Origin of the sequence: Metabacillus schmidteae (assembly GCF_903166545.1) — a bacterium.
Taxonomy (GTDB): domain Bacteria; phylum Bacillota; class Bacilli; order Bacillales; family Bacillaceae; genus Metabacillus; species Metabacillus schmidteae.
Genome location: NZ_CAESCH010000001.1, coordinates 3,372,810 through 3,396,048, shown reverse-complemented (window position 1 = coordinate 3,396,048; position 23,239 = coordinate 3,372,810). Strand labels below are relative to the sequence as shown.

Here is a 23,239-nt window from a genome sequence, read left to right as displayed (position 1 = left end):
CAAAAATAGGGAGGTTGCTAGGTTGAAAATTCAGCATTTTATGAGCAAAACAATACTTGCTGCTGCGACAAGTGCACTACTTCTTTCTCCAGTTCTAACATCAGCAGCAAGTCTGGAAATGAAATATGATGAGAAAAATGGACAAAGTCTACATGTTGAATTACTTGGGAGATATTCAAGTGGAGCCGGAATTGCTGAGGGAGGGACTGAGATTGTTGCATACGATGCCGTTTCGAAACATGCTTTCTCAGTTAATGGTTCAGCAAAAGCATTGGATATTATTGATTTAAATATTCTTAACGAAAGTAATCAGGATATCCCCCGTTTAAAACAAGTCACTTTAGCTGATTTAGGTGTTGCTGCTTCTGATGTAACAAGTGTAGCGATTCATCCAGAAGGTGGTTATATTGCTGTTTCGGCACCTGCTGAAAATAAAGTTGATCCAGGGTTCGTCGTTTTCTTATCAACTGAAGGAGAATATCTTTCACATGTAACAGTTGGCGCATTACCGGATATGCTAACGTTTACTCCTGATGGCTCTCACGTACTTGTTGCAAATGAAGGAGAGCCGAGTGATGATTATCAAACCAATCCAGAAGGTTCAGTAAGTATGATTGATGTTTCGAATGGTGTAGAAGGATTAAAGGATGATGCTGTCACAAATATTCAATTTACAGATGATGTAATAGAAAAGGATGTACGAAAGGTTTCGGATTCATCTACATATGCTCAAGATCTTGAACCTGAATACATTGTTGTTGATGAAGAAAGTAAGTACGCTTTTGTTGCTTTGCAGGAAAATAACGCAATAGCAAAATTAGATCTTCAAGCAAAGAAGTTTGTCCTAGTAAAAAGCCTTGGATATAAGGATTTTTCTGTAGAAAAAAATAAACTGGATGCTTCAAATGATGATAAAAAGATAAACATTACGAATTGGCCGGTTTTATCGATGTACCAACCGGATGGCATGGCATCTTACAATGTGAATGGACAAACATACATATTATCTGCTAATGAAGGTGATGCTCAGGATTATGATGGTTTCTCAGAGGAAGAGAGAGTGGCAGATCTGACAGATTCCTATGAACTTAATGCTGAACTTTTTGAAGGGTTTACTCAAGAACAACTCGATCAGCTTGTAGAAAATGGTCTTTTTAATGATGAACAATTAGGAAGACTGAATACTACAACATCAGCACCAAAGAATGAAAATGGTAAATATGAAGCAATTTATAGTTATGGAGCTAGATCATTTTCTATTTGGAATGCGAATTCTTTAGAGTTAACTTATGACAGTGGTTCTGATTTTGAGGAAATTACACAGCAGGCATATGGTGAGAAAAATTTTAATTCAAATAATGATGAAAATAATTTTGACTCCCGCAGTGATGATAAAGGACCAGAGCCTGAAACGGTAACAGTTGGTCAAGTTCAAGGTAATCATTATGCTTTCATTGGCTTAGAGCGGGTAGGTGGAATCATGGTCTACAACATTGATAACCCTGAAAAACCGGCATTTAATAAATACTTCTCTTCTCGAAACTTCAATGGAGGGGAAGAGGTAACGGCGGCTAACGGTGACACTGCTCCAGAAGGATTAACATATATTCCGGCAAATGAAAGTCCTACAGGTCAAAATATTCTATTAGCAGCACATGAAGTCTCCGGAACAATTGCTGCTTATCAAATCGGGATTGAAGTCAATGAAGATCCTAAAGATCCGGTTCCAAATGAAGAAACTGAAGATAAAGAACCTGAAGATAAAGATCCTGAAGAAAATCAAAAACCAACGCCTGAGAAAGAACCAGAAGAACAAAATAATAATGATAATGAAAACAACAAAAATGATCAGGAAAAAGAATCAGCAGTGGATAGACAAGAAGAAAACAATAATGAACAAGTATCAACAGAGCAAGAAACTGACCAAAATGTAACAAACACACAAGATAAAACAGACAGTAAAAAAGAATATTCCTTACCAAATACTGCTACTAACAGCTACACTATTCTTATGCTGGGAATTGTAAGCATGATTTTCGGTATAGGTTTATTTGTAAAGAAAAAATTGATGGTGAAAAAATAAAGACATTAAATTAGAGCAGGATAAAACCTGCTTTTTTTAATATCTTAAATGATGTGGAAGTTTTTAGGTCCATCATATATCTAATGGAAAAAGTGGTGTGATTAGGTAGTTTAATATTTAAAAATAACGATAAAATTGGTCTAATATAATATTTTTATTGATTATTTTGAATCTTTTGTCGAAAAAGAGTTGTTATCTCCCTCATGAAAGTTATAAAATAGAGAAATATAGAAACTTGAATGAACATACTTTAATATGCTCATATGTTGTGTTGACGAAGATAAATTATTTGATTGGGAGAGTTAAGACATGATGACGAAAACTAAAATCGATGTAACATTAAGTAAAACGAAGAAGGAAAAACCACAATCAGATCAATTAGAATTTGGACGTGTGTTTACAGACCATATGTTTACAATGGATTATAGTCCAACTAAAGGTTGGCATGATGCTAAAATTGTTCCTTATGAGCCTATTTCCCTAAGTCCTGCTTCAATGGTATTCCATTATGGGCAAACTGTTTTTGAAGGATTAAAAGCTTACCGTACGCAAGATGACAAAGTATTGTTATTTAGACCCGAAAAAAATATGCATAGATTGAATTTATCAAATGAACGTCTATGTATCCCGCAAATTGATGGAGAATTTGTCATCGAGGCATTAAAACAACTGCTTGCAATTGAAAAGGAATGGATTCCAACAGCTGAGGGCACTTCATTATATATTCGTCCATTTATTATTCCGACAGAGTACTTTTTAGGTGTAGCACCATCTAAATTCTACCGTTTTATGATTATTCTTTCTCCTGTTGGTTCTTACTATAAGGAAGGAATTCATCCTGTAAAAATCTTTGTAGAAAACCATTATGTGCGTGCAGTCGAAGGTGGTACAGGTAAGGCAAAAACTGGTGCAAACTATGCTGCAAGCTTAAAGGCACAGGAAGAAGCTACACAAAAAGGTTATTCACAAGTACTATGGTTAGATGGTGTCGAGAAGAAATATATTGAAGAAGTAGGCAGTATGAATATCTTCTTTAAAATCAATGGTGAGGTTGTCACACCTGTCCTAAATGGGAGTATTTTAGAAGGTGTAACAAGAAATTCAATTATCGAATTATTGAAATACTGGCAGGTTCCAGTGTCAGAACGTAAATTATCGATGGAAGATGTGTATGAAGCCTATAAAAATGGCCAGCTTGAGGAAGTATTTGGTACTGGTACAGCTGCTGTTATCTCACCGGTTGGTGAACTTTTATATAATGATGAAAAAATTGTCGTTAACGATGGTTTAACTGGTGAATTATCTAAAAAACTATATGATACGTTATCAGGTATTCAAAGAGGAACTCAGCAGGATCCATTTGATTGGGTGGTTAAAGTAAAATAATACTAAAAACCGCATGTTAAATGCGGTTTTTAGTTTGTAGACAAAGTAAAAATCGCTAGCCCTTCAGACTGATTGCTAACGCTTGCTTTCGAGGCACGAAGCCTTGTGAGGAGCGGAGTTACCGGGATTGGTAATGAGCACCGCAGCAAGGTGAGTAACGAAGAAAGCGAGCGTTTGTCAACAGTCTGAAAACCGCATGTTAAATGCGGTTTTTTTAATACCCCTAACTCTGAAAACAAAATCTACAATTCTCCTATAACGAACAAAACCCCTTAAACAAAAAACTTTTCTAACAGTTGTAATAAAATTGAAACATTTTATATCTGTCGTTCGTCTTACATATATATTGAATATACGTTTTCTCCAAGAAAAATATTTAATTATTTAAGGGAATTTTTAACAAACAGGAAGGATATTTTGATTAGAGGCGAAATATAATTGTAATGATTGTAAAAATAATGATGTTATATATAATATTTTTATAGTTTTCGAAAATTCAAAGGGAAATGTGGGAGTGCAATGCGAAAAAAATGTGTATCGACAATGATTCTCTTATTTATGATGGCAGGTTGTAGTTCGAATGTGGCAAGTGGCAGTCAAGAGGAAGAAATTTTACCTGTTAATGAGATGACCACACATTTGTCACAATTATCAGAGAAAAAAGTAGAGTTTGCAGTGAAATTATTACATCCAAAAACGAAAGAAATCCTCTATTCCTTTATCCCAACTGTTCATGAGAATCAAGATGAATATAAAAAAGAGATTGCTGAAATTGCAGATCATTTAGCAAACAGTTTAGACCAGGCGTTGGTCCCTGCAAAATATACAGGTAATGGAAACTTATCTGAAGGTAAGAGCCGTGTTCTTTTGGATGAAAGTAAATTAGTTGATATGCTTCTAAATGTAGGTCCGTTAGACAAAACTTTAGATCTTCCAATGGAAGTTACAGAACCTAATGTAACAGCTGAAACTGTTAAAGGTGTAAATGAAGCAGTAATCGGAAGTTATAAAACTTCTTTTGATCCTAGTGTTACAGGACGTTCACAAAATATTTTCCTGTCAGCAAATGAAATTAACCAAATTGTGCTGGGACCTGGAGATCGTTTCTATTTTAATCTTGTCGTTGGTGAACGAACAACTGCTAGAGGATATCAAAAAGCGAAAGAGATTGTAAATAAAGAATTTGTTTATGGAATTGGTGGAGGAATTTGCCAAACATCTTCTACGCTATATAATGCTGTTGCAGATGCAGGTTTGGAAATTATTGAGCTCCACTCTCATTCACGGTCTGTTGGGTATGTTCCGGCTGGTAGAGATGCAACAGTTTCCTGGGGAGGTCCGGACTTTAAATTCATGAATAACAAAGATTATCCAGTGATGATCAAAACAATTGTGAATAAACAATCTGGATCAATTGAGGTTCAAATTTTAGCATCAAAACAAAATGCTGCAAAGATATAATAAAATTATCTTATTTAAAACTGGTGTGAGTTTCTTACAACCAGTTTTTTTCAATTAAACAGGAAAGCATCCTTTCGATAAACACTCTCCCCAAAAAAGTCTTTTTATAGTACGATAGTAAAAGATTGCTTGAAAGAAAGGAACTTATAATATGTCTTATAAAATGATTGTTTTAGATTTAGATGATACATTACTTCGTGATGATCATACGATTTCTGATCGAACTAAAGAAGCTCTAATGAGAGCACAAGAAATTGGAGTAAAGGTTGTTCTGGCTTCTGGACGTCCTACATTCGGGATGAGGCATATCGCTCAGGAATTGAACTTGAGTCAATATGAAAGTTTTATTCTTTCATTTAATGGAGGGAAAATAATCAACTGCTCTTCAGAGGAAGAAATGTTTAGCAGTACACTAAGTCCTAAAAGTATCCATAAGTTATTTGAAATTAGTGTAAGAGAAGGCGTATATATTCACACGTATATTGGGGACGAAATTATTACTCAAGATGAAAATCCCTACACGGATATTGAAGCAAAGTTAACAGGTTTACCAATTAATGTTGTTTCTAATTTCATTGATGCAGTGAATGAACCTGTTGTGAAGAGCTTGATGGTGGGACCACCTGAACAATTAAAGGATGTAGAAAGTAAGCTACAAAGAGAACTTAAAGAAGAATTTAGTATTATGCGTTCAAAACCTTATTTCTTAGAGTTTACAGAAAAAGGTGTAACAAAAGGGACAAGCTTAAATCAATTAATTCAGGCTTGTGGAATCAAACGTGAGGAAGTTATTGCTATTGGTGATAGCTACAATGACTTAACAATGATTGAGTTTGCGGGACTTGGAGTAGCAATGGGAAATGCTCCTGATGATATTAAAGAAATAGCTGATTATGTAACAGATACCAATATGAACGATGGAGTTGCAAAAGTAGTAGAAGAATTTATTCTATTAGCCCATCAGGTTAAAGCGTAACAAATACAAATAAACGGAAGCAACCAAAACTACCTCTTTATTAGTTTTGGTTGTTTTTTTTATTTAACTTTAAAAAATCCCTAAAACTATGTAACAAAACCTTACAAATCTATAACGTTTAAACTCCTTCCAGTGTATAATTTATCTAATCTAATGTAGGAAAAACTTTACAAATCTATGATAACGAGCAAGAAATGTAGGAGTTTGTTATATTTTATAACATTTTACTAAATCAAAACGAATGAATTCACTCTATTAAACTAAACGAAAACAAACACATATGTCGGATGTAATGACAACTTATCGGTTCACGTAATAAATGCCGAAATGCGAAAAGGTGGGAGAGGATGAGAACAGATATTTACCAAATACTTGAAACGATCTCACAAACAACGTATAAAATGGTTTTGGCCACAATTGTAAATGTTGAAGGTTCTGCCTATAAGAAATCTGGCTCCATGATGCTTATAGACGAAATTGGGATACAAACAGGATTATTGAGTGGAGGTTGTCTAGAAGAAGATGTTCTTGCAAGATCAAATGAGCTAATGAATAAACAAACATCAGCCATGGTGACTTATGATTTATCTGCAGAAGATGATCTTTCCTGGGGGCAGGGTGTAGGCTGTAACGGTAAAATTAGTGTTTTGATTGAACCGGTATCATTAATAATGAAGACCCACATGGAAAAAGTAAAGAACTATATCGAAAATGGTCAACCTGTCACATATGTAAAAAAGATGACAGCTGAAGGTGTTGTTACAGACTATCTTTTTTTTACAGCAACATCAGAATACTTTGGTGAGTGGAATAGAGAAGTACCAAACATTAATGAATTACCAGAAAATAAATTAATCAATTCAAAAGATGAACTTTTCTTTAAACAGGTAATATCAGCAAGGCCGAGACTGTTTATTTATGGTGCAGGAATAGATGCACGCCCACTTGCCAATCTCGCCCATTTAGGTGGTTATCAAGTCATCGTTGCAGATTGGAGACAGGGATTTTGTCATAAAGACAACTTTCCTTTTTCACAAACGGAAGTTGTTACACCATCGGAATTTCTAGGTAAGTTTACCTTCTCAAGTTTAGATTCTATCGTTTTGATGACACATCATTTTCAAAAAGATGCTGAATTAATAAGGTTATTACTCAAGACTCGAATTCGTTATTTAGGATTATTAGGCTCAAAGGATCGAGCACGAAGATTATTTAATGGGATAAATCCTCCCGAGTGGGTTCATTTTCCTGTTGGGTTAGATATAGGAGCGGAAGGACCTCAAGAAATTGCCATAAGTATAATGGCTCAATTAATACAAATTAAGGCGAGAAGGAGGGATTTAAGTGTCCTCGTATAAGCAAATAGTCGGCATATATTTAGCCGCAGGTCATAGCTCAAGAATGGGAACTTGTAAATTATCCTTACCACTGGCTGGCTATCCACTTGGAACAATGGCACTAAAGGAAATTGTCCAATCAAAAATCAATTCCTTAATTATTGTAACAAAAGATATTCAAACATCATGGCTCAGATCAGTTGAATCGGTATTAACAAGCTCTGTACATTGGGAGAATATCATTTGTTTACAGGCACATTTAGGTCAATCCTATTCTCTGAAAATTGGTATTCAACGAGCAATCCAAATTGGAGCAGACTCGGTTGTTATTTTTTTAGCAGATCAACCATTTATAACCTCACATATGATCGACCACCTCATCCAACAATCAAAGAAGGAAAAGGATTTTGTGGCAGCATTTGATGGTGAACATATAAAACCCCCTATTTTATTTCATCAAAAAGCATTCCCATATTTGTTATCAATCTCTGGTGATCAAGGGGCAAGAAGCCTATTAAAGAAAGGAGTACTAAAAGGATTAAATGTCCTTGTAGATCCAGCAAAATTAATCGATATTGATACAAAAGAACACTATGAAAATATACAAAAGCGGTATAACGAGGTGATCATTTGAATAGTGAATATGCAGGGTCCATATTAAAATCTGAAATGATCGTAAAACATCCAATATTTATTAAGGATGCACTAATACACAAGAAAGGTCAAAAAGATTTATTTGTGGCAGGAGGCACGTTGCTTCAAGTGCAATGGGAGTCGGGAACTCCGCTTCCAAATACACTAATAAATCTCTTGTTACTTCAAGAGTTAAGAGGAGTTACCTGTCAAACTGAAGGTGATTCTTCAAGAGTAACAATTGGTGCTTTAACTACAATTGCTGAGTGTATAAGTCATCCAATCATAGCCGAACACGTCTCATTACTCAGTAAAGCTTGTCGTACTATTGCTGCTCCTGCCGTACGGAACCGTGCAACGATTGGAGGAAATGTGGCAAGTTTAGCAGGTGATACAATACCAGCACTTTTAGCGCTAAATGCAGAGGTAAAACTGGCATTAGAAAACGATATTTACGTTATGTCTCTACGGGATTGGCTAGCTAATCCAAATCAACAGCAATCCTGCATTTTACTGGAGATCATGATTCCCGTTTCTTCTAAAGGTACAACGAATGACTTTTATCGTAAGGTTGGGCGAAGAGAGGCGTTTATCCCTTCTCTACTTACAATAGGTGGACAATGGGAACTGAACAATAAGGGTGAAATTCAATTTGTCCGTATTGCAGTTGGAGGTGGAAGTCATCGACCTATCAGGCTTGAAAGAGTGGAGACAATTCTCAGAGGAAAAACAGTAAATCAAGAGATTTTGTATAAAGCAATAGTAGAAGAATTTCAATCTTATTCAGATCCGTTTGTATCAGAAACGTATAGAAAAAAGGTTGCAGTAAACATAATTATGTCAGAATTTTCAGAGGTTTTAGGAGGGAAGGGATAAGGTGAAATTAAACAGAGACAATTATGGAGAAAAATGGCGAGTGCGTCCGGATGGATTTGACAAAGTAACTGGATCCTTAAAATATTTAACTGACTATACCTTTCCAAATATGTTATATGGAAAAGTTCTTCGAAGTTCTTTTCCTCATGCAAAAATAAATTCTATTTCAACTGTAGAAGCAGAGAAATTAGAAGGTGTAAAAGCCGTATTAACATATAAAGATGTCCCGGGTATGAATCGTTTTGGACTTATTTTCCCAGATCAACCTGTGCTTTGTGAGGATGTTGTTCGTTATGTAGGTGATGCAGTAGCAGCAGTAGCGGCAACTAGTGAGGAGATCGCAGAAAAGGCTCTTTCTCTTATCCAGGTAGAGTATGAACCTCTTCCTGTAATGGATAGTCCGGAAAAATCACTAGGCAGTTCCAGTATATCGTTACATCCAGCTGGAAACATTCTTCATCGGGCAAGCTATAAAAATAGTGAACACGTGTTAAAAGAGCTCAAAAATTGTCCGTATGTTGTTGAAGATACGTATGAAACACCGAGGCAAATGCATGCTTATATGGAAACTGAGGGAGGAGTTGTCGTCCCTGAAGAAAATGGCAGATTGACAGTTTATGCAGCTACACAACATGGATTTAAAGACCGAATGCAGTTAGCGAGAATTTTATCCATGCCAGAAAGCAATATACGTGTCATTTCAAGTCCAATTGGTGGTTCATTCGGAGGAAAAGACGAGCTAAATATTCAACCGTATGCAGCTTTACTTGCAATAAAAACAAAACAACCGGTGAAACTTCATAATAAACGGAGTGAATCGGTTAGAGCAGGTATTAAACGACATCCAATGAAAATAAAAATGATCACAGGCGCAAATAAAGAAGGGAAGCTAGTTGGTCATTATGTCCGAATTACAGCAGATACCGGCGCATATGCAACGCTTGGTCCGGCTGTTTTAGATTTTGCAGTAGAGCATTCTACAGGACCATATATTATTTCACATATTGATGTTGAAGGCATATCTGTTTTTACAAATAACGGAGTAGCTGGTGAATATCGTGGCTTTGGAGGAAATCAAGTGACCTTTGCATTAGAGACACAGATTGAAAGGTTAGCAGAGTTAATGAAGGTAGATTCGATTCAGTTTCGTGAAATGAATATCCGCGAAGCCAATGATCCAGGGCCATTAGGCCAACGAATTGTTAAAAATGATGGGGCAAAATCAGTCCTTTCCATGATAAAAACATCACCTTTATTGCTTGATGAAACAAAAAAACATCCGAATAAGGTAACAGGAAAAGGAGTAGCGCTCACAATGCATGGAGGGGGGCTTGGTTTCGGTAGACCTGATCCGTCAGGGGCAAGGCTTTCGATAACAAAGGATGGGAAAATCGAAATTGCATTTGGATTTGAAGAGTTTGGGCAAGGCTTACTTGCATCGATTGAATTAATGGTGACGGAAGCACTGAATTGTAGCAAAGAAGATATGAAAATCGTAATTGGTGATACTGATCATGTTCCTTCATCTGGATCTTCAACAGCATCTCGTTCAACAAATATGATTTGGAGTGGAATTCAGAAACTAAAAGCCCCATTTATGGATAAAGTAATCGGATTAGTTGCCGACTATACGAATACAACAAAAGACCTTCTTTATTTAGGGGAAAAAGGAGTGTGGAGAAAAGGAAAACAAAATCAATTAGTCTTAAGTTACAGAGAGCTTGCAAATTATGCAGACCCGTCTCTTTTGACGTTTCAAACCCATTTTCATTTTCCCACAACACCTGATGCTGTTATTGGTGGACATTATTTATATAGTTTTGCTGCAGTTGCAGCTGAGATTGAAATTGATTTAGTAACAGGTCAAATAAAAGTGATCAGAATGGATCATGCTGTCGCTGCAGGGCCTGTAGTCAATCCACTTGGTTATTTAGGACAAATTGAAGGTGGAGCAGTTATGGGATTAGGTTTTACTTTATTTGAAGATTCAGTGATGGAAAATGGGCGCTATCATACAGAAAATTTCGATTCTTATTTAATACCAACGATTAAAGATATTCCAACCGAAACAAGTGTGATGGTTGACGAATTTTTAATGGAAGGTGATATGTTTGGGCCGCGAGGTGTCGGTGAAATAGGGACGGTTGCGATTGCACCCGCTATAACAGCAGCGATTCATCAAGCTTGTGGGATATGGGTGAAAAAACTTCCCGTTTCTTCCGAAGAAATATTGGATGCTCTTGCAATTCTTCCTTTACAGAACAAAGAGCAGGAGGTGCTTTAAGTGGCTGAAAGTGTTGAATATAGAAAAAGAATGGATGGGAATAAAATTGAAGTAACATTCAATTTAAATGGAGAAAAAACCGAAGTAATCATACCTGCTGCTTATCGATTAGTTGATATTCTCAGAAAAGATTTACAATTAACCGGAACCAAAATTTCTTGTGAAATAGGGAGATGTGGTGCTTGTTCTGTATTGTTAAATGATCAAGTTGTAAATTCTTGCTTAATTATGGCGTATCAGCTGCAAAATGCAAAAGTGGAGACGATCGAATACATTTCAAAAAATGATTTACACCCCATTCAGCAGGCATTCTTAATAGAAGGAGGGCTGCAATGTGGTTATTGTACACCAGGGATGATTGTAGCACTTTCAGATTTACTGGAAAAGAATCCTGATCCAACTGAGGAAGAGGTATTAGAGCATTTATCAGGTAATCTTTGTCGATGCACGGGATATACAGGCATACTTCGTGCAGTTAAACACTATAAAACGATAATTGTAAAAAAAGAGAATGATAACTCTATCTGAAAAATACAAGGGGAGAGTGATGGCTTGTGATAACTATACATGAAGTAAATGAGCTTTCTAAAAAGGACTTTGCTTTAAAGTTTAGCTGGATATTTGATCAAAAGATGGTTGAGAAAGTATCAGAATTACGCCCATTTCCTTCCTATCAATTTCTTCATCTTGCTATGAAAAAGCTTGTGAAAAAAAAGTCAATAGAACAGAAATTATTGTTATTACAAGCTTTTCCTGATTTTGTTGACATGATTACCAATGGCAGCTCACAAAAAACAGTCATTAAGCAAGCAGGACTTTACTCTCTTTCTTCACGTGAATATAAAAAATTTGTTTCGTTAAACAATAAATATGAAAAGAAATTTGGCTTTCCTTTCGTTATCTCCATCAGAGGCCATAATAAAGAATCGGTATATGATTCAATGAAAAAAAGGGTAAAGCAAACAGAATCTGAGGAAATTTTAACCTCACTTGACGAACTATTGCGGATTTATTTTTACCAACTAAGAGAAACCATTCAAAATGAAGAGAGTCTTCAATTAGAAAGAAAACCAATGTAAATACAATGTAATATAGAACATTTTAATGCCGTTCATCTATTGGACGGTATTTTTCTTTATGAAAATTTATCAATTAAACTCTTTTCTTTATTTAGGGTATTTTAACAAAACTATTTAGGGTGATTGGAGCGGAAGGTGCGAGACTCCTGTGGGAGTAGCGGGACAGGTGAGATCCCACAGGCGCCTGCGCCGAGGAAGCTCACCGCCCGCCCCACGGAAAGCGAGCATCCTGTAGAGGAAATCAACCACACCTACACTTTTTATAAAGTGTCAAAGTTTTCTAAAACAACAGTTAATAATAGGAAATTTGCAGGTGAAAATGCTGAAAAGTTGTTTTAAAAAAACTGGCTAAATGTTCAAAGCCAGTAATTTTTAACAAGGATTTTCTCTAATCTATTTACATCTTGTTTAAATCTCTGTAAGCTATTGTTTGAATAGTAAGAGTTTTTTTACTGCTTAGGAATTTATAAAATACTTGAACTGTGGATAAGCGCTTCGACATCCAGCTCTAGCGCCTAGCCCCTCGAGGTCATAAGCCAATTTAGAATTGAAGGCAAAGAACGCCTTCTATTCTAAATTGTCTTATGCTTGTCGGGGCTGGTCAAGGCGCTTGCGCTTTTGTTCATTAGGTAAAGTAAATATTGGGGGAATAAAAGTGATTAAAGCAATTTTCTTTGATTTAGATGATACGTTACTATGGGATCAAAAAAGCGTAAAGGAAGCATTTGTTGCTACATGTGAAGTAGCAAAGCAGAAATACGGAATTGATCCAGTTGAACTAGAGGAAGCTGTTAGAAAAGAAGCTCGGGAGCTTTATTCTTCTTATGAAACCTATTCATTCACACAAATGATTGGAATTAACCCGTTTGAAGGACTATGGGGAAATTTCCTTGATGATGAAGAAAATTTCAAAAAAATGAAAGAAATTGTTCCAACATATCGAAAAGAGGCTTGGACAAGAGGGTTAAAAGCATGTGGAATTGATGATTCTGAATTTGGTCACAAATTAGCTGAAGAATTCCCGGCTCAAAGACGAAAAAAACCGTTTGTATATGAGGAATCGTTCTTAGTATTAGATAAACTAAAGGAAGATTACCGATTGTTATTATTAACAAATGGGTCACCTGATTTGCAGAATACAAAATTAGAGATTACTCCAGAACTTGTCCCTTACTTTGAACAAATCATTATTTCTGGTGCATTTGGAAGAGGAAAACCTGACCCAACGATTTTTGAACATGCATTAGAAAGAATGAATCTTTCTAAAGACGAAGCGATTATGGTAGGAGATAATTTAATGACAGATATCCTTGGAGCATCAAGAATCGGAATGAAATCAGTTTGGATTAATCGTCATAATAAAGAGAGAAACGAAGTAATACCTGATTATGAAATCACTCATCTGGAAGAACTTTATCCAATACTTAATCAATTAAACAAAAATTAAAATTTGACTTCTAAAGCTGTCTGGGGAAGGTTTTTACCGTAATTAAGAATTCATCAAATCGAATTACTTGATTAATACAATCTATACCAACTATAGTATAAATGTGTAACAACTTGTGCTGGCAAGAGGGGGAAGGTAAATGTTATTTTTCATTGGGGGATTAGCACTTATTTTCATGATTTGTTTTCTTTTTGTACAAAGAACTAGATGGCTCAAAAACGTCCCATGCGTTGAAGTCGAGAATCATGATCAGTCAAGTCAAATTGTTGATGTTCGTGATTATAATAATCTGTCCACAATGATTGTATCAAATGCAATTGTGATACCAATACCATATTTAAAACGCTATTATCATGAGATTCCTACAAAAAAGGTTCATTTAATCGCAGGAAGTCAGCTTGAAAAAAATATTGGTGTAAGGTTTTTGCAAAAAAACGGCTTTGATGTAACAGGATATAGTCTTGCAGAATGCACCTGTTCAAGTCATTCCAAAAACATAGCTTTATAAAAAGCGTTTTATGAAAGTGGGAACTAGTTAGTTTCCGCTTTTTTTGGCATTTTATTATGTAACATGATATAGTATGGTTCGTTATAAATAAGCTATTGAAAAGCAATTTTTTTGTAAGGAAATGATCAAATGAAATCTACAAGTGTTTACATAAAGTTATGGCAGAAAGCATTACGGGCAGAAATAATGCATCTCAAAAAATATGGAAGTACAAAATACGCTTTGAAGAATGGGCAGTTAATGTCAACTACTGATGGCTTCACGTATTATTTTGAATCACTAATTCCTCTTAAAATACCGGTTGGTTCTACAATAAAGATAGAATTTGGAAAATTGAATATTAATGGAAGAATTTTATCATCAGAAGGGAAAAGTGTCATTCTTACCTTGGAGAAATCTTTAGGTTCTCAACTTTCTGATGTATATTTACTTCATGATCCTTGGGAATTATTAGATCAGCTTCATGAAAGACTTGATGAAATGAAGGAAAGTAAGCGGAAGCGGACAAGAGTTAAAAGGTTGATGGATCCTTCTAACGAAGCCAAACATCCTATTTCTAAGATAAAATCACCTGTTCACGAGCTAGTATTACGGAGTAAATACAATCCTGTAACATTTGTATGGGGTCCCCCGGGAACTGGAAAGACGTATACATTAAGCAGAGCGGCAGCAAATAAATATAACAAAGGAGATTCTGTCTTAGTTTTATCACAAAGTAACCAAGCTGTTGATGTTCTGATGATGGAAATCACCCGGTTTATCCATAAAAAGGGATTGTACCGAGAGGGAGATCTTGTACGATTTGGGTCACAATCAATGTTACATACAGACAGCCATTTAACAACAAATGAACTAATTCAAAAAAGACATCCTGATTTAGCTAATCAAAGAACTGAACTTTATGAAGAAAGAAGATTAATGAAATTAATTCTGGCGGATTCATACAGTCGAAGAGACTCTGAGCAGCTTCTGGAAATTGAGCGGAAATTAACAAATGTATCAGAAAAGATTCGCCAGAAAGAAATAGAACTCTTACGTGATGCAAATATAATAGGAACTACTCTAGCTAAAGCAGCCAGCGATCCCACCATCTATGAAAAAGAATTCGATATTGTTATGATTGATGAAGCTAGTATGGCGTATGTTCCACAAATCGCTTTTGCAGCATCGTTAGGAAAGCGAATCATTATCTGTGGAGATTTTAAGCAACTACCTCCAATTGCATCTGCCAAACATCCTCTTGTAGATGAATGGTTAAGAGATGATATCTTTCATAAAGCAGGTGTTGTTGATTGGTTAGAGAAAAACACAAACCAATCTATGCATCCCCATCTATTTCTTTTAAAAGATCAGAGACGAATGCACCCTGACATTTCTTCATTTACAAATAAATATGTGTACAATTCTCTCGTTGGCGACCACGAGAGTGTGAAAACGGCTAGACATGAAATTGTTGAACGTAAGCCATTTGCAAACTCAGCATCCATTTTATTAGACAGTAGTTTTACAGGAGAGCATAGCTTAAGCGAGAAATCATCAAATTCAAGATATAATGTATGGCATTTACTTTTATCTTTTCAAGTCATCCATGAATCTTTTATCTCTGGATCGAGATCAATTGGTTTTGTCACACCTTACCGATCACAAGCTATCTTGATGGAGACATTATTGAGTGAGATCTATTCTCTTGAATTGGGAGAAGCCGATATTATTTCCGCAACAGTTCATAAATTTCAAGGAAGCGAACGTGATGTGATGATTTTTGATACGGTCGATAGTTATCCACAAGAACGTCCGGGTATGCTTCTAATAGGAAAGGATAGCGAAAGGTTAATTAATGTTGCAATGACCAGAACAAGAGGGAAATTTATTCATCTTGCTGATAAGCACTTTATTCAATCCAAGGTCTATAGGGGCAAAATAATTCGGCAGCTTGTAGACCATCAAAGTGCAAGGAAACAAGAGATTTCCCCGCATCAGATTGGTACGTGGATTAAACATCAACATCCACGGGTCACATGGGTACATGCCAAGAAAATTGATTTAGCAAAAAAAGATATTCTTCAAGCAAAAAAATCAATTATCATTGGAATTCCAACAGGGAAAGAGCTCCCGGTAGATTGGAGAACAATATGTGATGAAAGAAAATCAACTGTTACCTGCTCAATTGTCACTAATGACTCTGCACCAGGAGTTCGATGTGACAGATTAGTAAAGAGAACTGTTCCGTTTCCATTCATCATCATCGATAAAAAATATCTATGGTTAGGAATGCCGTATGAACTTTCAGAACATGTAAAGCCTCCCTATGTTGCTGTTCGTGTAGTCTCAGAAAAGTTGGTAGAATTCGTTCTTGAACAAATAGTTGAATAACCAGCTTTGTTATAAAAAAGAATTGGCAGGCTTGACAGCTGCGAATTCTTTTTTTATCATTTAGTTATATAATATGAACATATATACATATTTGAATATATAATAAAGTAAGAGGTGACTGGAATGGATGAATCTAAAAATCATGAACAAAAGAATGCAGATCAGTTAGATGAGGAAACGCTATTTATCGTTTCACAGACATTTAAGGCATTAGGAGATCCAACAAGAATTCGAATTCTTCATTTATTGTCCCAAAAAGAGCATTCGGTTAATGATATTGCTGAAAAACTTTCTCTTCTTCAATCAACTGTTTCACATCAACTAAGGTTTTTAAAAAACCTAAGATTGGTTAAATATAGACGAGAAGGTACAACGCTATATTATTCTCCTGATGATAATCATGTGATGAATGTCCTGCAGCAAACCATTCACCATGCGCAACATCATTAAACACTCATTGGAGTTGAGAGGAAATGAATGAATACAAAGTCAAAGGATTAACTTGTGCTAATTGTACAAGAGAACTTCAAGAAGAAATTAATAAATTGCCATCAGGTGAATCTGCATCATTAAGTTATAATACCGGAAAGCTTAAGGTGGATCATTCTGTTGATTTAAATAAAGTAAAAAAGATTTTATCTTCTGACGGTGCATATATTGAAGCCGAAAATCATGACCATCATGACCATAGCCATCAGACAGGAATTAACTGGGTTGTTCTTTTAAGCATATCAGCTGTTTTGTATGTTGTTGGTTTTGTTACAGAGAATATGTTTAATGAGTATGTCGCAATTGGTATGTTCCTAGCGGCAACGGTTTTAAGTGGTTATCAAACTTTTTTAAAGGGACTTAAAAACTTAATTAAATTAAAATTTAATATTGAAACGTTAATGACAATTGCCTTAATTGGAGCATTAGGGATTGGTGAATGGAAAGAAGGCGCATTGGTTGCCATATTGTTTGGACTAAATGAATATTTAGAAGGCCTGGGAATGCAAAAAGCAAGGAAATCGATGGAAAAGCTGCTTGAAATCGCACCTAAAGAAGCGACCGTCATTGAGAACAATGAGGAGCGTATCGTAAGTATTGCATCATTGGACGTAGATCAAATTGTATTAGTTCGAGCTGGGGAAAAAATACCATCTGACGGAATCGTGATTGAAGGGAAAAGTTCAGTTAACGAAGCGGCGATTACAGGGGAAGCAATGCCTGTTGAAAAAGGAATAAATGAACCAGTCTTCGGCGGAAGCATTAATAACGAAGGTGTATTAAAAATAAAAGTAACAAAAGCATATGAAAACTCATCACTTGCGAAAATTCTTCACCTTGTTGAAGAGGCTCAGGAAACAAAAACTCCTACAGAATTATTTATTAATAAATTTGCAAAGTATTATACACCACTGATCATGATTATTGCAGCAATTGTTATGCTAATTCCACCATTACTAATGGATGGCAGTTGGGGTGATTGGTTTTATCAAGGTTTAGCTGTATTAATTGTTGGTTGTCCTTGTGCATTGGTCCTATCTTCACCAATTGCGATTGTTTCTGGAATTACGAAAAACGCCCGCAATGGAATACTAATAAAAGGTGGAGTATTTCTAGAACAACTAGGAAAAGTCAAAACCATTGCTTTTGATAAGACGGGAACATTAACAAAGGGAGAACCGTATGTAGAGGACTATATTGAGTATCACCACAGTTTTCTACAAATAGCTGCTTCTATTGAGAAAAACTCATCACATCCAATTGCAAAAGCCATATTGAAAAAAGCAGAAGGGATATCATACTTGCACGTAGACGAATTACAAACAGTGACTGGTAGCGGATTGGTTGCAAAAATAGATGGTATAACCTATTTTCTAGGTAATGAAGAACATTTGAAAGATTTCCCTTTCAAACAAGAGGTGACAGATCAGATTAACCTTCTTAAAGAAAGAGGAATGACAATTGTCATTTTAGCTACAAACGAAGAAGTTTACGGAATGATGGGAATTTCTGATGAAATTAGAGAAGAAAGTGCCAATGTGATCAAAAATCTTCATTCAGCTGGAATTCAACATACTGTCATGCTAACAGGTGATCACGAAAAAACGGCGGAAAAAGTAGCAAGTAAAGTAGGCGTAAAATCTTATTTTGCAGGTTTGCTTCCTGATCAGAAAGTAGAAAAAATAAAAGAGATATCTCAATGTGAAAAAGTCGCAATGATAGGTGATGGAATAAACGACGCACCTGCACTTGCAACAGCTGACTTAGGTATTGCGATGGGAAAAGGAACAGATAGTGCAATTGAAACCGCTGATATCGTCTTAATGCAAAATCACCTTGGAAAACTACCAAATGCGATCAAATCAGCCAAAAAGGTTAATTCAATCATTAAATTAAATATTGCACTAGCATTGGGTTTAAAACTCATCGCACTTCTCCTCACAATCCCGGGACTATTAACACTATGGATTGCGATTCTTTCAGATATGGGAGCCACTATTCTTGTTACACTGATCAGTTTAACTGTTTTGTACGATCAAAAGTAATATTTAAAAGGATTGAGTAACTTTTCTTGTTACTCAATCCTTTTTAATTCTATAATGAAACTTGTGTTTCATCTGTCTCAAATCCAATGGAAGTTGTTAAGTCAACAACGTCTATTGAGATAATGGCATATTCATAATCAGAAATATTATGAATGTCCTCTTCATTTAAAGAGAAGCTCAATTTAGTGGTTTCTTCTGATGTTATTTCATACAATTCAACTAACTGCTTACCACTTTGATAATCAAATAACTCGAGGTTTAATCGATATGCAACGTTTTCCCTTGATGAAACAGAGAAAATGATATCTTGATCATTCCACTCGATGAACTTCGGCGAGTCGAGAGTTCGTGATAAATCAATAGGTATTCCTGTTTCCTCTTCCAAAAAAGAGTGTAGCTTCTTGTTTTCCAACACATTTGGAATTTCCTGATTTTCATGCTGTGTACGTAAATAGAATGCTTCATTTGACACAATTTCATCTGAATCCAGTTCACTCGTGGCTCCGTATAAAAGAACATAATCATCTGCAATAATTTCTTGTGGATAAATCGCGTGAAATTGTTCGTCATAGTTCCAAAAAGCATCCCATCTCATATCCGTAACGTCAATGCCTCGTATTCTTTGCCACTTTGAGAATGGAAGGTGATGTGTTGGAAAATAATAATAAGCAAAATGATGTCCGTATTCATGTGATAATGTTTCACGGTAATCAAGGGGCTTATCAAATGTAGCACCTTGATATAAAACAATCGTTTGGTTTAGAGAATGATAACTTCCCTTAGTATTAGTACTTGAATGAGTCCCACCTAAAATTCTAATTTCGTTTAATTCCGTTATTTCTTCTCCATGTTTATTTAATAAAAGCTCTTTATATAAATCTTTTAACTTTTTTTCATCCCATGAAGGTGTATAGCTTGTGAAATAAATTCCTTCTGGCGATATATAGGAAGCGAGGGGCTGGTTATCTATGGTTTCAAAACTGACTAAAAGGGGAAATGATAATAGTAATATAATGAAAACTGACTTAAAACTCATTAATCTATCACATCCTTCAGTTTATTTTAACATGAAAAATAGATTAAGATATTGGTATCATTTGCATGTCAATAAGGGGAATAGGTAATAATACAGTTGTGAAAAAAATAGAGACTTGTGTAGAAAAATGGAGAAGATATTTCCATTAATAAATTTTTAAAAAATAGTTTTCAAAATGATTAATTTCGTGTATTATATAAATAATCAGAAAATACAGAATTGATTGAAAAATAAAAAGGTGAGGTGCTTTAAATGAATTATTTCAACACTCCATATGAAAATCTTCTAGAAACAAATCCTTTCGTTCACTATTTACAGGAGGGAGATCTACAATATACAACTGAAAATGAAATCATTTTAAAGCATTTACACGAGTTGCCACAAGATTTTATGGAAATGACATTATTTGATATAGACGGTTGTGGATGTGTTTACACATTCTCACATATAACACAGCAAACACAAGGGGATATCACCATACAGACGGCTGTATTTAAAAAATTATAAGAGAAAAGGAGTGACTTCTAAAAAGTCACTCCTTTTCTTTATTTGGCTGTAATTCTTCTATACTTTTGATCTGATCGAAATTCTCAATTAGCTTTATAAAAACTTCTGCAGTCATGATCGCATCATTCAAAGCATGATGGCGTTCACGTTCAGGAATGCCAAAACGAACGACAAGTTCATCCAAATAGTTTCGCAAACCCTGAAATTGTTCATTTGCAAGAAGATGTGAATCCACGTAATTGACAGAGAAATTAGGAAGGTTCCATAGTTTAATTGTCGTTTTCAAAAATTCAATATCAAAGGTAGCTGGATGGGCAACCAAAATACTCCCTTTACAAAAATCGAGGAATTTTGAGATGCCAACAGGAAAAGGTTCTGCTTTATTTAGGATATCTTCTGAAAGACCTGTCAGATCTTGAATTCCTTTTGGTATTCTGCCAATAGGTTTAACGATTGTATAAAAGGCTTCATCATATTGTATTTTGAAGTTTTTGACCTTAATAGCACCGATTGAAATGATTTCATCACCTATAGCTGGAAAAAATCCAGTTGTTTCCAAATCGAATATTGTAAATGTGCAAGAAGCAACGGGTTGTTTCATTAGTCCTTGTTGACTAGTTAGAAAATCTTCGATTGATTGACTTGCAGTACTATACGAGGGTAATTGGGCCATTTTTTTTATATGATATTTTAGAAAATAATGATCCCAAAGAAAATACTTTATGACTTTAATATCATCTGGCAAACTGACTACACCACCCGGTTTCTGTTGAAGCTAATTTTTGTTACTTGTTGCATTCGATGAGCAACCTGTAATGCTTCTTTGAGCTTCAATCGGTCCTCTTTTGTAAGTTCATGAATCGGAATGTCGTTTGAAACATAACTGTTGTTTTCTAATTCTTTCAGATTTTGCCTAAGTCTAAAATAATGCAAATAATGAAGGGCTGTTTTTGCGTTTTCAACATCTCGAGGATGCATCGCTTGTAAGTTTTTTAATGCATTTAATCTTTTAATCGTACTTACTTCATTAATACCATATTTAATCGCATTAATTCGAGTGGAATAGATAATTTGTGTGAGACCGGTTTTTTTGACATTAATTTTTTTATTCTTCTGCTTCAAATTTATTAAACCAAAAGGATGAGCGGAAACTTTAAATCGAAGGGCATCCTTCATTAAAAGCTGCTGCAGAGTTTTAGAATGCTGAGCTTTTTCATTTAAGAATGCTCTAACCTCATCAGCTAATGAAAAATCTCCATAAATAGGTCTGAAATCATAGAACATAGTGAAATTTTGGATTTCCTGAGCATCAAGTTCATTTCTCCATGTTTGAATATCAATTTTCCATTGTGATACCGATTTTCTCCATTTTTCCTCTTTCGCCATAATCCCGCCTGTACACTCCGGAAACCCTAATTCTCGAAGGGATGAATTCAATTTTTTAGTAAAGGTAATAAAATACTCTTCAATCCATTCTCGATTAGATAAGTGCTCATAATTGGCTAATATCATACCGTTATCTTGATCAGTACGAAAGCCTTGTTCATTTCTAGCTTGACTTCCCATAACGATAAAGCAGTAGTTAATTGGAGGTCTGCCATATCCTTGTTGTTTCATTTCATTTTCTGTTAGCTTTATCAATTGTCTATGAAGATTGTCATTATGGTTTGTTATCATTTCCGACACATTATAAGCATAGCTTTCTTTTTCAACCAGATTTTCTACAAAGGCATGTAAAGTGGTATTCACTAGAGGACCTTGCTTAACTAAGGCATCAAGTGATGTTGTTTTTTGTACATTGTAGGTTAGATCTAAATAGCTGGAATTTTCAAGATTTAAAAATGAGCGTGACGTCAATATACCGATCACATGTTGGTTGTTGAGAACAGGAATGCAATGACTGAATTTGTTTTTAATAAATGATAAAGCCTCGAAAGCAAAAGCATCTGCATCAACATATACAGGAGTTGTATTCATCCAATCACTAACAAAATGAGATGTTGGTGTAGTTGAAGTATAGTTTAAAATCTCATCGTAAGTTATTATTCCAAGCATCTTTGCAGAATCTTTACTTACGATTAATCCAGATTCATTTCGTTCTTTTAACATTTTGGCAGCTTGGTTCATCGTGAGATGTGGCTGAATAAAAAGCGGTGGTTCCATAAGTATTTTTACACGTGTCTTTAGTAAATGAACATTTTCTTCATCATCCGCTTGTGAAGCCTTATTCTTCATCTCATTATATAAAGACTTTGTTCGTTCGCCGATACTTCCCCAAATAACCTTAGAAAAATCATTGTTACGTGTCATAATTTCGAAAAAATGACGTTTATTAAATTTGAAAACTGTACAATCTTCAAGAGCTTGCACAGAAAAATTTAGTTCACCGCTTGTAAACATCACCATCAATCCAATAATATCACCTGGATAGTAATATCTTAGAGATAATTGTTTCCCATTTGATTGGTGAAGAATATTTTTTGCTAATCCTGAAACAAGAAAGTAGAGGTCAATCTCTTCAACAGCCTCATCTTCATGAAATATAAATTCATTCTTTGAAAAATGCTTTTGTGAGGCCTTTTCAGTTAATTCTTGAAGTTGATATTCAGTTAAAAGTGAAAAAGGGTAGTAATCCTTCAAAAGATGCTTAAGTTCAGACATTGTCAAGTTAGACACCACCTATATCAATCTTGTATACTTTAACGGTAACATACATAAC

19 protein-coding genes are annotated in these 23,239 nt (G+C 35.2%); 16 read left to right on the top strand and 3 right to left on the bottom strand.

Annotated elements, in window-relative coordinates; all coding sequences use genetic code 11:
- The first annotated feature begins 22 nt into the window (after positions 1-22).
- The 15 genes from HWV59_RS16405 (at position 23) to HWV59_RS16335 (ending at position 18,977) form a co-directional block, all read left to right on the top strand.
- Complete coding sequence (locus tag HWV59_RS16405; protein ID WP_175639512.1) at positions 23-2,083, top strand: choice-of-anchor I family protein; 2,061 nt, start codon at positions 23-25, stop codon at positions 2,081-2,083.
- Between the two features lie 312 nt (positions 2,084-2,395).
- Positions 2,396-3,469 carry a branched-chain amino acid aminotransferase gene (locus HWV59_RS16400; protein ID WP_175640096.1) on the top strand — a complete coding sequence of 358 codons (1,074 nt, stop codon included), beginning with the start codon at positions 2,396-2,398 and terminating at the stop codon, positions 3,467-3,469.
- A 519-nt stretch (positions 3,470-3,988) separates the two neighbouring features.
- The gene (locus tag HWV59_RS16395; RefSeq protein ID WP_175639511.1) at positions 3,989-4,930 is read left to right on the top strand and encodes a VanW family protein; all 942 of its coding nucleotides are present in this window, start codon (positions 3,989-3,991) and stop codon (positions 4,928-4,930) included.
- Positions 4,931-5,081: 151 nt separating this feature from the next.
- Positions 5,082-5,906, top strand: a complete 825-nt coding sequence (locus tag HWV59_RS16390; protein WP_175639510.1) for a Cof-type HAD-IIB family hydrolase — start codon at positions 5,082-5,084, stop codon at positions 5,904-5,906.
- 347 nt (positions 5,907-6,253) lie between these two features.
- Entirely contained in the window at positions 6,254-7,264 is a 1,011-nt protein-coding gene (locus HWV59_RS16385) for an XdhC family protein (protein ID WP_175639509.1), read from the top strand.
- The gene (locus HWV59_RS16380) at positions 7,251-7,877 is read left to right on the top strand and encodes an NTP transferase domain-containing protein (RefSeq protein ID WP_175639508.1); all 627 of its coding nucleotides are present in this window, start codon (positions 7,251-7,253) and stop codon (positions 7,875-7,877) included. Before HWV59_RS16385 ends, HWV59_RS16380 begins: the two co-directional genes overlap by 14 nt.
- Positions 7,874-8,752, top strand: coding sequence for an FAD binding domain-containing protein (locus tag HWV59_RS16375; RefSeq protein ID WP_175639507.1), 879 nt, complete (start codon positions 7,874-7,876; stop codon positions 8,750-8,752). Before HWV59_RS16380 ends, HWV59_RS16375 begins: the two co-directional genes overlap by 4 nt.
- A 1-nt stretch (position 8,753) precedes the next feature.
- On the top strand, positions 8,754-11,036 hold the full coding sequence (pucD, locus tag HWV59_RS16370; RefSeq protein WP_175639506.1) for a xanthine dehydrogenase subunit D: 2,283 nt from the start codon (positions 8,754-8,756) through the stop codon (positions 11,034-11,036).
- Positions 11,037-11,564: a (2Fe-2S)-binding protein gene (locus tag HWV59_RS16365; protein WP_407941583.1), complete on the top strand. Its 528-nt coding sequence runs from the start codon at positions 11,037-11,039 to the stop codon at positions 11,562-11,564.
- Positions 11,565-11,590: 26 nt separating this feature from the next.
- On the top strand, positions 11,591-12,115 hold the full coding sequence (uraD, locus tag HWV59_RS16360; protein WP_175639505.1) for a 2-oxo-4-hydroxy-4-carboxy-5-ureidoimidazoline decarboxylase: 525 nt from the start codon (positions 11,591-11,593) through the stop codon (positions 12,113-12,115).
- Between the two features lie 655 nt (positions 12,116-12,770).
- On the top strand, positions 12,771-13,562 hold the full coding sequence (locus HWV59_RS16355) for an HAD family hydrolase (RefSeq protein WP_102228947.1): 792 nt from the start codon (positions 12,771-12,773) through the stop codon (positions 13,560-13,562).
- 139 nt (positions 13,563-13,701) lie between these two features.
- On the top strand, positions 13,702-14,070 hold the full coding sequence (locus tag HWV59_RS16350; protein WP_102228946.1) for a rhodanese-like domain-containing protein: 369 nt from the start codon (positions 13,702-13,704) through the stop codon (positions 14,068-14,070).
- Positions 14,071-14,199: 129 nt separating this feature from the next.
- Positions 14,200-16,443: an AAA domain-containing protein gene (locus HWV59_RS16345; RefSeq protein WP_175639504.1), complete on the top strand. Its 2,244-nt coding sequence runs from the start codon at positions 14,200-14,202 to the stop codon at positions 16,441-16,443.
- A 123-nt stretch (positions 16,444-16,566) separates the two neighbouring features.
- Positions 16,567-16,893: an ArsR/SmtB family transcription factor gene (locus tag HWV59_RS16340; RefSeq protein WP_102228944.1), complete on the top strand. Its 327-nt coding sequence runs from the start codon at positions 16,567-16,569 to the stop codon at positions 16,891-16,893.
- Between the two features lie 23 nt (positions 16,894-16,916).
- Positions 16,917-18,977, top strand: coding sequence for a heavy metal translocating P-type ATPase (locus HWV59_RS16335; RefSeq protein ID WP_102228943.1), 2,061 nt, complete (start codon positions 16,917-16,919; stop codon positions 18,975-18,977).
- A gap of 49 nt (positions 18,978-19,026) precedes the next feature.
- Here HWV59_RS16335 and HWV59_RS16330 read toward each other — a convergent pair whose 3' ends face one another.
- Positions 19,027-20,013: a hypothetical protein gene (locus HWV59_RS16330; RefSeq protein WP_102228942.1), complete on the bottom strand. Its 987-nt coding sequence runs from the start codon at positions 20,011-20,013 to the stop codon at positions 19,027-19,029.
- 252 nt (positions 20,014-20,265) lie between these two features.
- Here HWV59_RS16330 and HWV59_RS16325 point away from each other — a divergent pair, with 252 nt between their 5' ends.
- Positions 20,266-20,520, top strand: coding sequence for a hypothetical protein (locus tag HWV59_RS16325; protein WP_102228941.1), 255 nt, complete (start codon positions 20,266-20,268; stop codon positions 20,518-20,520).
- A 25-nt stretch (positions 20,521-20,545) separates the two neighbouring features.
- Here the strand turns inward: HWV59_RS16325 and HWV59_RS16320 are convergent, their stop codons facing one another.
- Positions 20,546-21,265 carry a 3'-5' exonuclease gene (locus HWV59_RS16320; protein WP_102228940.1) on the bottom strand — a complete coding sequence of 240 codons (720 nt, stop codon included), beginning with the start codon at positions 21,263-21,265 and terminating at the stop codon, positions 20,546-20,548.
- Between the two features lie 5 nt (positions 21,266-21,270).
- The gene (locus tag HWV59_RS16315) at positions 21,271-23,181 is read right to left on the bottom strand and encodes a DUF294 nucleotidyltransferase-like domain-containing protein (RefSeq protein WP_235991840.1); all 1,911 of its coding nucleotides are present in this window, start codon (positions 23,179-23,181) and stop codon (positions 21,271-21,273) included.
- Positions 23,182-23,239 lie beyond the last annotated feature (58 nt).

Coding starts and splice junctions, on each gene's coding strand:
- HWV59_RS16400 (WP_175640096.1), top strand. CDS start 2,396: ATGACGAAAACTAAAATCGATGTAACATTAAGTAAAACGAAGAAGGAA.
- HWV59_RS16395 (WP_175639511.1), top strand. CDS start 3,989: ATGCGAAAAAAATGTGTATCGACAATGATTCTCTTATTTATGATGGCA.
- HWV59_RS16390 (WP_175639510.1), top strand. CDS start 5,082: ATGTCTTATAAAATGATTGTTTTAGATTTAGATGATACATTACTTCGT.
- HWV59_RS16385 (WP_175639509.1), top strand. CDS start 6,254: ATGAGAACAGATATTTACCAAATACTTGAAACGATCTCACAAACAACG.
- HWV59_RS16350 (WP_102228946.1), top strand. CDS start 13,702: ATGTTATTTTTCATTGGGGGATTAGCACTTATTTTCATGATTTGTTTT.
- HWV59_RS16345 (WP_175639504.1), top strand. CDS start 14,200: ATGAAATCTACAAGTGTTTACATAAAGTTATGGCAGAAAGCATTACGG.
- HWV59_RS16340 (WP_102228944.1), top strand. CDS start 16,567: ATGGATGAATCTAAAAATCATGAACAAAAGAATGCAGATCAGTTAGAT.
- HWV59_RS16335 (WP_102228943.1), top strand. CDS start 16,917: ATGAATGAATACAAAGTCAAAGGATTAACTTGTGCTAATTGTACAAGA.
- HWV59_RS16330 (WP_102228942.1), bottom strand. CDS start 20,013: ATGAGTTTTAAGTCAGTTTTCATTATATTACTATTATCATTTCCCCTT.
- HWV59_RS16325 (WP_102228941.1), top strand. CDS start 20,266: ATGAATTATTTCAACACTCCATATGAAAATCTTCTAGAAACAAATCCT.
- HWV59_RS16315 (WP_235991840.1), bottom strand. CDS start 23,181: ATGTCTGAACTTAAGCATCTTTTGAAGGATTACTACCCTTTTTCACTT.